Annotated in this window: 14 protein-coding genes; all 14 read left to right on the forward strand. The window is 45.8% G+C overall.

The window, feature by feature from the left end:
* Positions 1 to 5: 5 nt before the first annotated feature.
* The 14 genes from yabP (at position 6) to ACN6KS_RS00360 (ending at position 15618) form a co-directional block, all read left to right on the forward strand.
* Entirely contained in the window at positions 6 to 290 is a 285-nt protein-coding gene (yabP, locus tag ACN6KS_RS00295; RefSeq protein ID WP_042123140.1) for a sporulation protein YabP, read from the forward strand.
* A complete protein-coding gene (gene yabQ, locus ACN6KS_RS00300; protein ID WP_440961101.1) occupies positions 287 to 850 on the forward strand; it encodes a spore cortex biosynthesis protein YabQ in 564 nt (187 codons plus the stop codon). The genes yabP and yabQ overlap by 4 nt, the downstream gene beginning before the upstream one ends.
* Positions 851 to 873: 23 nt before the next feature.
* Positions 874 to 1209 carry an FtsB family cell division protein gene (locus tag ACN6KS_RS00305; protein ID WP_440961102.1) on the forward strand — a complete coding sequence of 112 codons (336 nt, stop codon included), beginning with the start codon at positions 874 to 876 and terminating at the stop codon, positions 1207 to 1209.
* Positions 1210 to 1333: 124 nt separating this feature from the next.
* Complete coding sequence (locus ACN6KS_RS00310; protein WP_440961103.1) at positions 1334 to 1840, forward strand: S1 domain-containing RNA-binding protein; 507 nt, start codon at positions 1334 to 1336, stop codon at positions 1838 to 1840.
* A gap of 343 nt (positions 1841 to 2183) precedes the next feature.
* Entirely contained in the window at positions 2184 to 4691 is a 2508-nt protein-coding gene (gene spoIIE / locus ACN6KS_RS00315) for a stage II sporulation protein E (protein WP_094871997.1), read from the forward strand.
* Positions 4692 to 5233: 542 nt separating this feature from the next.
* Positions 5234 to 5980, forward strand: a complete 747-nt coding sequence (locus ACN6KS_RS00320) for a VWA domain-containing protein (protein WP_042183866.1) — start codon at positions 5234 to 5236, stop codon at positions 5978 to 5980.
* Positions 5970 to 6908, forward strand: coding sequence for a serine/threonine protein kinase (locus tag ACN6KS_RS00325; protein ID WP_179283689.1), 939 nt, complete (start codon positions 5970 to 5972; stop codon positions 6906 to 6908). The genes ACN6KS_RS00320 and ACN6KS_RS00325 overlap by 11 nt, the downstream gene beginning before the upstream one ends.
* Positions 6909 to 6943: 35 nt before the next feature.
* Positions 6944 to 8386, forward strand: a complete 1443-nt coding sequence (gene tilS, locus ACN6KS_RS00330) for a tRNA lysidine(34) synthetase TilS (protein WP_341133473.1) — start codon at positions 6944 to 6946, stop codon at positions 8384 to 8386.
* A gap of 46 nt (positions 8387 to 8432) precedes the next feature.
* Positions 8433 to 8972, forward strand: a complete 540-nt coding sequence (gene hpt / locus ACN6KS_RS00335; protein ID WP_094871993.1) for a hypoxanthine phosphoribosyltransferase — start codon at positions 8433 to 8435, stop codon at positions 8970 to 8972.
* Between the two features lie 108 nt (positions 8973 to 9080).
* Complete coding sequence (gene ftsH / locus ACN6KS_RS00340) at positions 9081 to 11135, forward strand: ATP-dependent zinc metalloprotease FtsH (RefSeq protein ID WP_280789015.1); 2055 nt, start codon at positions 9081 to 9083, stop codon at positions 11133 to 11135.
* Positions 11136 to 11394: 259 nt separating this feature from the next.
* Complete coding sequence (nadA, locus tag ACN6KS_RS00345) at positions 11395 to 12333, forward strand: quinolinate synthase NadA (protein WP_042183878.1); 939 nt, start codon at positions 11395 to 11397, stop codon at positions 12331 to 12333.
* Between the two features lie 39 nt (positions 12334 to 12372).
* Positions 12373 to 13989 carry an L-aspartate oxidase gene (gene nadB, locus ACN6KS_RS00350; RefSeq protein WP_094871989.1) on the forward strand — a complete coding sequence of 539 codons (1617 nt, stop codon included), beginning with the start codon at positions 12373 to 12375 and terminating at the stop codon, positions 13987 to 13989.
* Complete coding sequence (nadC, locus tag ACN6KS_RS00355) at positions 13979 to 14854, forward strand: carboxylating nicotinate-nucleotide diphosphorylase (RefSeq protein WP_341133474.1); 876 nt, start codon at positions 13979 to 13981, stop codon at positions 14852 to 14854. The genes nadB and nadC overlap by 11 nt, the downstream gene beginning before the upstream one ends.
* Positions 14851 to 15618 (forward strand): type III pantothenate kinase, encoded by a 768-nt coding sequence (locus ACN6KS_RS00360; RefSeq protein ID WP_094871986.1) that lies wholly within the window; start codon positions 14851 to 14853, stop codon positions 15616 to 15618. Before nadC ends, ACN6KS_RS00360 begins: the two co-directional genes overlap by 4 nt.
* The last annotated feature ends 20 nt before the right edge of the window (positions 15619 to 15638 follow it).

Raw genomic sequence — 15638 nt, forward strand, 5'->3', positions numbered from 1 at the left:
ATGCTATGATCGAGCCAGGAAAGGTAAACAAACAGCATGATCTGCACATGCGCAGTCGGAAGCAGTTAGAGTTGACGGGCGTGCAAAATGTGGAGAGCTTCGACAGCGAGGAATTTTTGCTTCGTACAGAACTCGGCCATCTCACCATTCGCGGGAATCATTTACATATCAAAAATTTAAGTCTGGAGAACGGAATGTTGTCCTTAGAGGGCAATGTACATTCCCTGATTTATCTCGATCCCGGATCGCAGGGCAAAAACAAAGGTCTGCTCGGTAAGCTATTTAAATGAATCCTGCAGTCCAGTGGGTGACGCTGTTCTACATGATCATGGCCGGGTTGGCAATGGGACTGGCCTATGACAGCTACCGGGTGCTGTCGCTGAAGTTCAATTTTCCCAAATGGCTGAATGCCATGCTAGATCTACTGTATTGGCTTTGGGCTGCCTTGCTCGTTTTTCGTATGCTTTATGCCGGAAATCAAGGACAATTGCGGTTTTATGTCTTTCTAGGTTTGTTTCTAGGAGTATGGATCTATTTTTTAATCTTCAGTGTTACGGTGCGGCGTTTTGTGTTAAGGTTAATTCAATCGGTTCAGTATATGTGCAGGCTGCTTTGGAGACTTGTGGAGATCCTGATAGGCACACCTCTTCGCTGGCTTTGGCGATTTGTTTTAGGACTGCTAAAGCTACTAGGTCGTATTCTACGGTTCATCTTTAAGCTTCTGCTGCGTCTGACCAAACCAATTTGGGTATTACCTGTTAGGTGGATCTCTCCACAGTTATCTCGGCTGACACATAGCGCCTGGATTGTGAAGCTCACTGGATGGATTACCAAATGGCGGAAACGCTGACCTTGAATTAGGGGGTACGTTACATGAACAGATTTACTGCGGAAGAGAAGAGTAATCATAGCAAAAATTCGGCCGCAGGCGCGAAGAGAAGAAGATTTATGTGGATTGTCTTTGTGGCAATATTTTTTGGTTGGGCGGGTTATACTTACTTCGATCAAAGCGCGGTCATTGCGGACAAGGGCAAGGAGCTTGCAAAGAAACAGGAGACTAGTGAGGATGTCATGGCATCTTTATCTCAATTAAAATATGAATTATCCAGACTTAATGATGACGAGTATATTGGCCAATTAGCACGTAAATGGTACAATATCTATCCTCAAGGGGAAACTCCTATTCGAACAGAGCAATCAGAGCAATAATAGCGGCTAAAAGAGGCTTTTACTCTGTTGCCTTGCTTTGCTCTTTACTGTATAATCAAATCACCGCAGACAGGATGACCTTAATATTCGTCTGTATATTTTTAAGGGAGGATCATTTTATTCTATGGCAATTGAAGTGGGCACCAAGTTAGAAGGCAAAGTGACAGGCATCACGCATTTCGGAGCATTTGTGGATCTGTCAGGAGGTGTCACAGGTCTCGTTCACATCTCGGAAATCGCCGATAATTATGTCAAGGATGTTAACGATCATCTGAAGATTAGTGATGTAGTAACAGTCAAGGTGATCAACGTCGATAAGGACGGCAAGATCGGACTTTCCATTAAGCAGGCTGTTGACAAGCCAGCATCGGAAGTACGTCCGCCTAGAGCTCCAAGACCAGAACGTCCTAGCGGCGGAGACCGTTTCGGCGGTGGAGGCGGCAGTGGCAGTGGTGGAGGCGGCGGTGGATTCAATCGTGAACGGGGTGGGCGTCCATTTAAGCCTGCAGCCGGTAAACCTTCATTCGAGGATAAAATGTCGCGATTCCTGAAAGACAGCGAAGAACGGATATCTTCGATTAAGAAGAACACAGAAGGAAAGCGCGGAGGCCGTGGAGCTAAACGCGTATAATCCAATACCTGTACATCATAAATAACCGCAGGGGCATTTCGCCCTTGCGGTTTTTTTGTCATGTCATATAAAATTGCCGACAGCATCCATGTCATTCTCACATAACTCTAGGGCAATCGCTGACGAATGACCGCCGCGTTAGCGCGTGAAATTACGTTGCAAACAATCTTGAAACCAATCAACCTACCGTCCCGCAAGGGATAGAACCACTTTTTTACAGATCATGAATGAAGGCTTTTTTGTCGGAAATTTCTTATGTGTGTCCCTCCATTTTTGACAAACTTTCTCAAATCTCCGGTTATATAATGAGTAGCATAAATTCTTAAACGGGTGGTGTAGGGGAATGAGTAAAAGCAATGTGGTAAATTTGCCAGAGTGGACAAGAGTGGGAAGTGAAGATAAGAAACAAAGACAAGCCTTACGTACGCGCATTACAGCTTGGGTTCAGAAACAGCGGTATATGCAGCTTATAGCCGCGAAGAAATGGATGGTTTTGCTCAGTTTCATGGGATTTTTGCTGGGTAGAGCCATGATCTTGGACGAGCTATCCCCTTTTGCTGTCGCATATTTCGCCGTCATTGTGTTTATGCGTCGTGACTCCATTTTACCTGTGGCTGCAGCGATTATAGCTGGAAGTCTCTTCACTCCATTCCCCGGAGCTTTAGTTACTACTGCTGAACTGATTATTTTCTATCTAGTCTACAAAGGGCTGGAAAGTTATGAACGAATAGATTTGTCCTATGCACCACTGATGGTGTTCGTGTCTTCGTTTATGGTTGGTCTGTTCCAGATCGTTATTGGACCGTCTCTTTCCTGGTATCCGCTTATGATGATAACACTAGATGCTTTATTAGGCTTTGTACTTACACTGGTCTTCATTCAAGCGCTTCCTCTACTAACCTATAAGCAAAAGAGTAGAGCGCTCAGGAACGAAGAGGTTCTATGCCTTATTATCTTGCTTGCCTCTGTAATGACTGGTCTTGTGGGTTGGACCCTTAATGGTTTGTCTTTAGAACATATATTGTCACGATATTTGATTCTACTGTTCGCTATGGCAGGGGGGGCTCCACTTGGTGCGGCTGTCGGGGTTGTGACTGGGTTGATTCTCAGTTTGGCGGATATCAGTGCTATTTATCAGATGAGCCTGCTTGCTTTTTCTGGAATGCTAGCGGGAATGATGCAGGGGGGTAGAAAAGGTGCAGTATCCATCGGGATGTTGCTAGGATCCACGATCCTTTCCGTCTATTTTACGGGTCCGGGTGATATGATGGCCTCGACATGGGAAACCTGCGTAGCTGTAGTGCTATTTCTTATAACGCCTAAGGCGATGATATCTGCCATTGCTAAATATGTTCCGGGCACGTCAGATCATAGCCGAACTCAACACGAATATGCGCGAAGGGTCAGAGATTTAACAGCAGAACGGGTGACGCAATTCTCACAGGTATTCCAGCAGCTGTCGAGCAGCTTTGGGCAGATTCCACGTGCCGGAGAAGTAGGGAAGTCAGACCGTGAGATGGAGGATTTCATGAGTACGGTGACAGAGGGCGCCTGTGCAGGATGCATTCGGCGTTCCCACTGCTGGGATGCAAAATTCTATCAGACGTATAGATACATGACAGATATGATGACTACTGTTGAGGAATGCCCTGATATTACGGCAGCTCAGCTGCCTCCGGAATGGAGCCGGATTTGCGGTAAAACTGGCGAAGTGCTTGAAGTCATGAAAGGACAATATGATCTTTACCAACATGATATGCGATGGAAAAGACAAATATACGATAGTCGTCAATTTGTTGCCGAGCAGTTATCGGGCGTGTCACAGGTTATGGAGGACCTAGCGCGTGAAATAAAACGCGAGGGACAGGCTATGTATCGTCAGGAAGCTCAAATCCGTGAGACATTGGAGAAGTTAGGGTTGTCTATTCATAGCATCGAAATCCTAAGTTTAGATCCTGGGCGTGTAGAAATAGAGGTGGTACATGCCTATACTCGTGGTTTTGATGAATGCCGTAAAATGATCGCTCCGCTCCTTTCTGACATACTAGATGAGAATATTGCTGTCATGAGCGAGACGGCAGTCCATCCCCGGGAAGGATTGTCGATGGTTACCTTCGGTTCAGCCAAAGCCTTTGAGATAAACACAGGGGTGGCCGTTGTTTCTAAAGGCGGAGATATGCTATCTGGCGATAGCTTCAGTACCGTAGAGCTTGGAAACGGCACCTTTGCAGTATCCATTAGTGATGGAATGGGAAATGGTGAGCGGGCGAGAATGGAGAGTAGTGCCGCCCTCGGCATGTTAGAAAAGCTACTGCAATCCGGTATGGATGAGAAGCTGGCTGTAAAGTCGGTAAACTCTATTCTCTTATTACGTTCTCCTGACGAGTTCTATGCTACCGTTGACATGGCTTTAATCGATCAGTATTCCGCGCAGACAACTTTTATGAAGATTGCTTCCGCACCGAGCTTTATCCGCAGGGGTAGTGAGGTTATTCCAATAACCTCTAGCAATCTGCCTATAGGAATCATTAAAGATATCGATGTGGATCTGATCAGCATGCAGCTTCGGGCGGGTGATATTTTGATTATGATGACGGATGGTATTTATGATGCGCCTGGATATGCCGTTAATAAGGAGATATGGATGAAACGGTTGATCCAAGAGCTTGAGGGGGATGATCCTCAAGATTTGGCGGATAATCTGTTAGATAAGGTAATCCGTTATCAGGGCAATGAGATCCATGATGACATGACCATTGTCGTAAGTCGTGTAGATCATTTCCACCCAGAGTGGTCCAGCCTGCATATGCCTGGTGTCGGGCGAATGGAGCGTCCGCGTACGGTGAGCTAGTTATTTTAGGTTTAGGTTTAGTAGGTTTTAATGTTGGGTACGCGCGAAGCGCCGTATTGCTTGTATGTTTAAGCACGCACGAAGTGTCGTGTTGCCTATATATTTGCAGTGAGCGCAATGCGCCGTGCTGCTATAGGAGGTTTAAGTACGCGCGAAGCGTCGTGCGTGCTTGGAAGTCGAGGCGAGTCTGTGATGTGTAAATCGCCGGCCTCTACTATTTACGTTTCAAAGGTTCGCTGACTTTGGAGCGTAATTTTTTAGATCTAAACTGTTTACTAGTGAAGGTACGGAACGGAGAGAAAGTTTGGAGCTGTAGAAGCGGAGCGTTCGCCTTTATTATTTGATTTCAACCGCAGAGGGCGGTTTTAATAGAGAAATCAAATAATAACAGCGATCGAAAGCCCAAACATTTCTCGCAGTTCCCCTATTCACTAACCCCTCTATTTTGATCTAAATTTCCCCACTTAATATCGACCGTTTGAAATCTCTCATTTCTGGATATGCTAGAAACAGAGGTTTAAACAAAGGGGGAGTTGAGGGTTATGAAGCAAATTATGCTCATTACTGACGGTTGTTCGAATGTAGGAGAAAGTCCGGTGTTGGCAGCGGCGCATGCCCTGCAGGAGGGAATCACCGTAAATGTGGTTGGTGTAGTTGATTATGGTACGATCGGCGAACTCGGAAGCCGGGAGATTGCCGACATTGCCAAGGCCGGGGGAGGCCTTAGCCGGATAGTCGGAACGCCACAACTGGCGCAGACGATTCAAATGATGACACGCAAGACCGTGGTTCAGACGATCCAGCAGGCGGTTAATAAAGAGGTAAAAAAGATACTAGGCGATGGCTCACTGGATCAGTTACCTCCTGTTCAACGTTCACAGGTTGTTACAGTTGTAGATGAACTGACAGAAACAACACCGCTGCGCATTGCACTTCTTATCGATGCCAGTGCTAGTATGAAACCTAAATTGGGTGCCGTGGAAGATGCTATCCGCGATTTGGCGCTAAGTTTGGAAGCACGGGAAGGTAAAAGTGAGATCGCTGTGTTCCATTATCCTGGAAATAACAGCAGTGAAGATGCCAAGCTTGATCTAGATTGGACCCATGACATGTCAGGTATTCGTACGTTATTCTCTAAATTACACATGAGAGGCGCGACACCGACGGGTCCAGCTATTTTCAAGGTGCTTGAACATTATCGTTATGATACACTGGATGAACATCGTGGACGCCGACTAAGTGATGACCACGACGAAAGAGAAGGGATGATTGGTGGGTATGTCGTCTAATCCGTCCTATCCTACTGGTACCTTAATTAACGGCAAATGGCGGGGTAACCGTTATGTCGTTGAACGGATGCTGGGAAGGGGCGCGAACGGAACCGTATATCTTGTGCAAAGAGAAGGCAGACGGGAAAGGTACGCGCTAAAAATCGGATACGATACACTTGAACTTCAATCGGAGATCAATGTATTAACCTCGCTGCAATCACGGCGAAAGCGGAATGAACATCGTGCTCGTCGTGAGAATCCATTGTCTTCTTATTTTTTGGAAGCGGATGATTTTGCGAACGGGGATAATGTCCCCTTCTATGTAATGAGGTATGTTGAAGGCAAACCTCTGCATCATTTTTTATCGAAAAACGGTCCCGACTGGTTAGGCCTGGTTGGGCTTGGTCTGCTTGATAAGCTGCGCACACTGCATGAATGCGGTTTTGTGTTCGGGGATTTGAAGCCGGAGAACGTCATGGTATCAAAGTATGGCGAAGTGGAGCTGATCGACTTTGGGGGTACAAGTCCTATGGGTCGCAGTGTGAAGCAGTTTACTGAATGGCATGACCGTGGCTTTTGGAACGCAGGCAGCCGTACGAGTGATGAGGGTTATGATCTATTCGCTTTTGCAGTACTGTGCCTCCGTCTTTTGAATGAAGAGGGGCTCAAGAAAGCTGCGCTACAGCTGCCGCAGACAAGAAGTGTAGATGAGCTGTTTAAGCTGGCTAGAAATCTACCCGACAAGAAACTATCCTCTTGGATTTGTTTGGCGTTAAAAGGAGGTTTCTCCGGTTCCGCAGATGCTACAGAGCTCTGGCGAAACCATATTTACAATTCGCGTAGAAAGCGTCCTGATAGTATGGACACACCTCGCTGGCTCAAAAATGCTTTTGGGTTATCCTTGTTCGTACTTGCCTTTACAATTTATTGGGTATTTCGGTTTTGAACTTATACATATAGTAGAGAGAAGGGGGGCCGCATATGGAGCAAATGAATGGACTGGTGGAGTCAGTATTGGAGTCAGCAGCCGAGCACGAGCTGTGGGCGCCCCATGACACCATTGTAGTCGCAGTTTCCGGCGGCCCGGATTCTGTGGCTCTTTTGCATGTTTTGCATGAAATAGCTTTAAACGTTATGCCGCTTACCCTAATATGCGCTCATGTGAATCACGGATTTAGACCGGAGTCTAAGGAAGAGGCAGAGCTAGTACGTGGTATGGCTCAACAATTGGGACTGCCCTTTGAGTTGGCCGAATTTGATATTCCTTCTTTGGTCAAAGAGAGTGGACTCGGTCCTGAGGGGACAGCACGCGAGAAGCGATACGAATTTCTGATTGATACCGCACACCGTTATGGGGCACGCTCCGTTGCTCTGGCTCATCATGCGGATGATCAGGCAGAAACAGTGATTATGCGTCTATTGCGAGGAAGCGGTTTATCGGGGCTGTCGGGTATCAAGTGGAAAAGAACAGAAAAAAAGGTGGAACTCATTCGTCCATTCCTACGTATTAACAAAACGGCTCTTCTTGGGTTATGTCAGAATGAAGGTTTCACCTATGCCGAGGATGCGACTAATCTGCTGACCAAATACAAGCGGAATGCTGTTCGATTGGAGGTTCTTCCTTTTCTGGAAAGGTATAGCAGCAGAGTGAGGCAGTCACTTGTGCAGCTTGCGGAAATTGCAGGAGCTGAGGATGAATATATGGAGGCATCTGCGGTAAAATGCTTTGAGGAGCTGGTTTCGGAAGGGGAAGGGAAATATACCTTTAACAGAGCTTCATTTGCGGCCACACCCTCCGCTTTACAACGGCGTTTGATTAAACTAATATTAAATTATCTGTCGGCGGATCTATCTGCCCTTGATTTCTCCAAGATTGAATCTGTACGTCGGGGAACGCTGCAGAGCTATCCCACCACCTGGAGTTTGGATTTAGGTGGAGGCCTGACTTGTGTGCGGCAATACGATATCATCTTGTTCTCGTCCAAGCCTGCGCAGCAACAGGCAAGCTATACATATCGTCTGTTTTTACCGGACTCCGAGCTTAAGCTGGAGGAAATAGGTAAGGTGATGTCGATGGCGGTGCTGGAGAGAGAAAACTTTTTTGTACAGGGGGAGGATTATGGGAAGATGTCGGCTTGGTTTGACCGTGATGAACTGGTCTTTCCACTAACGATTCGTTCCCGATTGCCTGGAGATACCATAAGAGTCATGGGATTAAACGGAAGCAAAAAGGTAAAAGATATTTATATTGATGATAAAATACCTGCTGCTGAACGCTCAATGATCCCACTCGTTTGTGATGGTTTGGGCAATATCGTCTGGATTCCGGGCGTAAGACGCTCGATGCATGCCGCAGTAGGGCGGCAAACGACCTCGGTACTTCTATTGTCTCTAGCAGAGCTGGATGACCGTGAAGAAACGTAATGGTCGATGTAAGTCTTTCATAGTATAACTTAGGAGGTTTCGCAAGTTGCAAAATGATATTCAAGAAGTCTTGATCACCGAAGAGGAACTTCAGCAGAAAATTAAGGAGCTCGGCCAAAAACTGAGCGAAGAATACGCAGGACGTACCCCTTTAGTCATTTGTGTACTAAAAGGCGCGTTTATATTTATGGCAGATCTGGTTAAAGCCATTACAGTACCTGTTGAGATGGATTTCATGGCAGTTTCTAGCTATGGAGCTTCCACCAAGTCCTCTGGTGTTGTCAAAATTATTAAGGATTTAGATGTATCGGTAGAAGGCCGTGATATCTTGATCGTTGAAGATATTATTGACAGTGGCCTTACGCTCAGCTATTTGATTGAGCTGCTCCGCAACCGCAATGCTGCTTCTATCAATGTGGTTACCTTGTTTGATAAGCCCTCAGGTCGTACGGTTAATCTGGAAGCCAGCTATACAGGCTTCGTGTTGCCGGACGAATTTGTAGTAGGCTACGGATTGGATTATGCCGAGCGGTATCGGAACCTCCCATATGTTGGAGTACTGAAGCCTGAGATTTATTCCAATTGAACTATTGATTGCCTTGATCTACGGATCGGGCACCCTTGGCTTCCTTTATTTGAGGTGTCCCAAGAGGCTATGGTACAATAACTTGAGTGTTGCGAGAGGAGGTAGGGGATGAATCGGTTCATCCGGAATTCTGGTTTTTATTTGATTTTATTTTTAGTCGTGGTGGGTATTGTCCAGTTTGTGAGCAATGGAAATGAAGCCGCCGATTTCCCTAGATACGACGAGTTACGGCAGGAGATCAAGAACAACAATGTGAAGGATTTGACGGTTCAGTTTGAGGGTAATGCCTTTTTAGTTACAGGCGAATATAGAGAGTTGCCTGCCGATACTAAATCGAAGAGCTTCTCCACATATATTCCTCCTACAGATGCTGCTATTGATGAACTGATTCAAGCCAGTGATGTTAATGGGATTGAATTAACTCAGAAGAAAATGGAAGGTACCAGCATTTGGCTGACATTCCTTTCTTCTATTATCCCGCTAGTCATTATGTTCATCTTGTTCTTCTTCCTGTTTAACCAGGCGCAAGGTGGCGGCGGTAAAGTCATGAATTTCGGCAAGAGCAAGGCTCGGTTATATAATGAAGAGAAGAAGAAAATTAGCTTTGAGGATGTTGCAGGGGCGGACGAAGAGAAGCAAGAGCTTGTCGAAGTTGTTGAGTTCCTGAAAGATCCACGCAAATTTGCAGCTGTCGGTGCACGTATTCCTAAGGGTGTATTGCTTGTGGGTCCTCCGGGAACCGGTAAAACATTGCTTGCACGTGCAGTAGCAGGTGAAGCTGGCGTTCCTTTCTTCAGTATTTCCGGTTCTGACTTCGTGGAAATGTTCGTGGGTGTCGGTGCTTCTCGGGTACGTGATTTGTTCGAGAATGCCAAGAAGAATGCTCCATGTATTATCTTCATTGATGAAATTGATGCTGTGGGTCGTCAACGTGGCGCCGGACTTGGTGGCGGACATGACGAACGCGAACAGACACTTAACCAATTGCTGGTTGAGATGGATGGATTCGGTGGTAACGAAGGCATTATTATTGTTGCGGCAACTAACCGCGCTGATATACTTGATCCTGCATTGCTACGTCCAGGACGTTTTGACCGTCAAATTACGGTTGACCGCCCTGACGTAAAAGGCCGTGAAGCTGTACTTAAGGTTCACGCTCGTAACAAGCCTCTTACGAAAGATGTAAGACTGGATGTTGTTGCAAAACGTACAACTGGATTCACTGGTGCGGATCTGGAGAACCTGCTAAATGAGGCGGCGTTGCTAGCTGCGCGTCGTAACCGTAAGGATATTTCCATGATTGAAGTCGATGAAGCCATCGACCGTGTTATCGTAGGTACTGAGAAACGCAGTCGTGTTATCAGTGACCGCGAGAAACGTATTGTGGCTTATCATGAAGCAGGTCATACTATAGCTGGTTACTTCCTAGAGCATGCCGATATGGTGCATAAAGTTACTATTATCCCACGCGGACGTGCAGGCGGATATGTTATCATGCTTCCGAAGGAAGATCGGATGATCGTTACGAAGCAGGAGCTTTTGGATAAGGTTACTGGATTACTTGGTGGACGTGTTGCCGAAGAATTGTTTATTGGCGAGATCGGTACGGGTGCATACAGTGACTTCCAACAGGCTACGCGCATCGTGCGTGCTATGATTATGGAGTACGGTATGAGCGATAAGCTTGGACCTATGCAGTTCGGATCTTCTCAAGGTCAAGTATTCTTGGGTCGTGATATTGGGCATGAGCAGAATTATAGTGATTCCATTGCTTATGAGATTGATCAAGAAATGCAGAACTTTATTACTTCGAGCTACGAGCGTTGTAAAGAGCTGTTGCTCAAACACTCTAAAGAAATGCACTTGATTGCCAATACCTTACTTGAGAAGGAAACACTTGAGCTTGATCAGATCAAAGAACTGATTGAACAAGGCTTCCTTTCCGAAGATGGTAAAGCTAAGGATGGTGAAGGTGTTGCACTTGAAGTTGGTGAACCAGTCATTGATAATATCGGTGATGTGAAAGTTCGCATTCAAGGCAAACCTGAGGATGCACAGTCCACAATCCCTGATCTATCGAAGGATATCCCGAATAACCCTGATTCTGAGGGTAATGATGATTCCGACGATAACAACAAAGGTGGCGGCACTAGCCTTACCTAAATGGTCTCACGATTCATATGATGTAAATTTATCCGGAGAACGTAACTGTTCTCCGGATTTTTTATTTTAATTTTTAAGGGATTTTGAGCCTTAAAGCCTGTCCAGTTACATTGACAGAGACTGGAACGTTGTGTACATTAGTGATTAATATTACTTACTATTCATATCAGTATGTTCATTTTTTCACCATGATGGCTCATGCCATTTGATAACATCGCGCCGGCTTAAAGCCGCGAAGATTTAAGGGGGAGAACAATCGGTGGAAGCTCTGGCACTTGAGCGCAAGCAGGAACAGAATCGAGAACTTCGGATACGTCTTGAACAGCTTAAAAAGGAAAGAAACGCAATTATTTTAGCTCATTATTATCAACGTGATGAAATTCAGGAGGTTGCCGATTTCCGGGGCGACTCTTTCTTACTCGCTCAGAAGGCTGCGGAGACAGATGCAGAGGTTATTGTATTCTGCGGTGTTCATTTCATGGGGGAGAGTGCTAAAATTCTGGCCCCAAATAAAACCGTCCTTATTCCTGATGAACGTGCAGGTTGCCCAATGGCTGATATGGTCAATGTAGACGGTTTGCGTAAGCTGAAAGCACAGCATCCAAATGCTAAAGTGGTTACTTATATCAACTCGTCTGCAGAGATTAAAGCGGAGACTGATATCTGTTGTACCTCTGCAAATGCCGTGAAAGTAATCGAATCCCTCGATGCTGAAGAAATTATCTGGGTACCTGATAAGAATCTTGGCCAATATGTACAAGATCAGACCGGTAAAAAATTGATTATCTGGGAAGGCTACTGCAACACTCACGACATGTTGACCGTTAAAGATGTAGTGGAAATGAGAGCGAAATACCCAGAAGCAGAATTTGTAGTTCATCCAGAATGTCGTCCGGAAGTAGTAGCCATGGGTGATTATGTGGGTAGTACTACATCCATTCTCGAATATTGCCGGAAATCAGACCGCAAGCAGTTTATTGTTGGGACTGAAGACGGTACAGGATATCAGCTTCGTAAAGATAGTCCGGATAAAGAATTCCATTTTGCTACAAAATTTCTTGTTTGTCCTAATATGAAAGTTAACAATCTAAAAAAACTGGTGAAATGCCTGGAGACGATGAAGCCACAAATCTATGTACCGCCTGCTGTCGCCGACAAAGCCAGAACTTCCCTAGAGCGCATGCTACAAGTCCGGTAGTATGCGCTACTCTTTCGTTGAAACAGGTGAAACGCGGTCATGATTCCACAATATTTGGTTGATTTTGATCTTCGGGATATTCCTAAAGTAAAAACAGATTGTATTGTTATCGGTTCAGGGATTGCCGGATTGTTCACGGCTATTAAAGCTAGTGAAGATCGGCGTGTCATTATGATCACAAAGAAATCAGTAATGGAGAGTAATACTCGCTATGCACAGGGGGGGATCGCAGCTGTAATAGCTGAGGACGATTCCCCTGCTTATCACCGGCAGGATACATTAATGGCTGGAGCAGGTCTTTGCTCATCCACAGCTGTCGATGCACTTGTTAATGAAGGACCAGATAGAGTTCATGAGCTAATTCGTTTAGGTACTCTTTTTGATAAGGAAGATGGGGTACTGGCTTTGACGCAGGAAGGAGCGCATAGCCACCGTCGTATTTTGCATGCTAATGGAGATGCTACAGGTTACGAGATTGTTCGTGCTTTGGCTGAACAGGTAGCTGAACATGAGAACATTGAGGTGTGGGATGATCACTATGTCATTGATCTCATCACTGAAGGTGGAGAATGTGTAGGCGCATTGTTGCAGCGTCCCGGCGGCGGACGGTTATTCCTGCAAGGGGATGCGACTATTTTGTGCTCTGGTGGTGCAGGACAATTATTTAGATACACTACTAACCCTGAAGTAGCTACAGGCGACGGGGTAGCCATTGCTTACCGTGCCGGCGCTCATATACGAGATATGGAATTTATTCAATTTCATCCTACAGCATTAAGTTATCCTGGAGCTCCTAGATTCTTAATCTCCGAAGCAGTTCGAGGGGAAGGAGCAGTGTTGCGCAATATTAATGGAGAGCGGTTCATGGAGCGTTATCATGAGCTGCTTGAGCTAGCTCCACGAGATATTGTAGCTCGGGCTATTGTAAGTGAAATGGAGCTTACAAAATCAACGTTTGTCTATTTGGATATTACGCATGAATCCCCGGAAATGGTGAAGCATCGTTTCCCTACAATACATGAGACATGTATGGGCTATGGACTGGATATTACAAGTGATTGGATTCCAGTAGCTCCAGCTGCGCATTATATGATGGGGGGCATTAAGACCGATCTGAATGGGGAAAGTACGATACCTCGCTTGTTTGCTTGCGGGGAGGTTTCTTCCACAGGCGTACATGGTGCTAATCGGTTAGCAAGCAATTCATTATCGGAAGCAGTTGTTTTTGGGCATCGTATTATTGAGCGGATTCGCAAATTATCCCCGCTTGGACGTGATGTTTTATCAGTTAGTAGTAACGAAGGGCGTGTTGATTTGCCAACGCAAGCTATTGTGGAACGCCGTTTGAAGCTACAAAAGGTAATGGTTCGATATGCTGGATTACGACGTAATGAAGAGACCTTGTCTAAGGGAATAGAAGAATTGAAACGGCAGCTACCCATCTTTGGATCGGTATTGACTAAACGCGAGGAATACGAGTTCGCTAATATGCTGACCTGCTGTTTGCTCGTGACAGAGTCTGCTCTAGCACGGGAAGAGAGTCGCGGGGCACATTACCGTGAGGATTACCCGCAGCGAAGTGATGATCAGTGGCGCAAGCACCTGCTTCAAATTCGCGATCTGGGAATAGTGGAGGAATTAAGCGATGATGTTTAATGGTTACAATGAAGAACTAGTACAATCCATCAAGGCTTGGCTGCGGGAAGATGTTGGCTCCGGGGATGTAACAACACAGATGACGATACCTGTTGGCCATGAATCTAAAGGGATTATTCATGCTAAAGAAGATGGCGTCATTTGTGGTATCCCGATTGCAGAGCTGGTTTTTGAAATTGTTGATCCTACGCTTAGCTTTACAGCCCTTGTAGAAGAAGGTCAAGCAGTGACAAAAGGGACTGTAATTATCGAGGTGGAGGGTAGCACACACGCAATTCTTACAGGTGAACGGCTTGCACTGAACTTGATGCAGCGCCTTTCGGGTGTTGCATCACGTACCGCATCTTTCGTACAGGTGCTCGCTGGATTACCGACTCGTCTAGTCGATACACGTAAGACTACACCAGGACATCGTATGCTGGAAAAATATGCAGTTCGTGTTGGTGGAGGCTTTAACCATCGCTTTGGTCTATATGATGCGGTTATGATCAAGGACAATCATATCAAAGGTGCAGGTGGGATTAGGCAGGCGGTAGGCCGTGCTCGGAAGAACATTCCACATACGATGAGTATTGAAGTGGAGACTGAGAATTTAGAGCAAGTAGAAGAGGCACTGGCAGCAGGTGCTGATATTATTATGCTTGATAATATGTCTAACGAGATGATGAAGCAAGCGGTGGCCAGGATTAAAGCTAAAGCTCCACATGTCAAGACAGAGGCCTCCGGCAATGTATCGTTAGAAACGGTTCGCGGGATCGCAGAAACAGGTGTGGATGTGATTTCTGTAGGACGCCTTACGTACTCCTTCTCCAGTCTGGATATTAGTCTAGACCTTAATGCCAAGAAGGAAGGGTCCTCATCATGATGCTTGCTGTAGATATCGGTAATACCAATATTGTTCTCGGTGTATACAGAAAGCGCGAATTGTTGCATCATTTTCGGCTAAGTACTGCGCGCCAATCCACCGTGGATGAATATGGAGTGCTGATACACAATCTTTTTCAGATGTCAGGGATCTCTGTCAAAGATGTGGAAGGCGTAATTATATCCTCGGTAGTTCCACCTCTGGTTAAGACTATCGTAGATATGTGTATAAAATATATAGGTAAAGAACCGTTACTCGTGGGGCCAGGGATAAAAACGGGACTTAATCTTCGTTATGAGAATCCGCGTGAGATTGGCGCAGACCGGATTGTTAATGCAGTTGCTGCGATTGAGCAATATAAATGTCCGCTTGTTGTTGTTGATTTTGGTACGGCTACGACCTTCGACTGTATCGATGCAGGAGCTAATTATCTCGGAGGAGCGATTGTTCCGGGTCTTGTTATTTCTACAGAGGCCTTATATCAGCGAGCATCGAAGCTGCCGCGAATTGAGTTAGAGAAGCCTAAAAAGGTTATCGGACGTAATACAGTTCACGCTATGCAGGCTGGTATTATTTTTGGGTATGCAGGCCAAGTGGAGGGGATTGTAAAGCGTATCAAAATCGAGATGAATGCTCCGGAACTGAAGGTTATTTCTACTGGAGGGCTTGCTTCGCTAATTGCGGGGGAGACGGATTGTATCGACGAAGTAAACCCTATGTTAACACTAGAAGGATTACGAATTATTTATGACCGTAACCAATAAAGATAAAGAAGCCTAAAGGG

This window comes from Paenibacillus nitricinens, assembly GCF_052056485.1.
In the GTDB taxonomy this organism is placed as follows: Bacteria; Bacillota; Bacilli; order Paenibacillales; family Paenibacillaceae; genus Paenibacillus_AQ; species Paenibacillus_AQ nitricinens.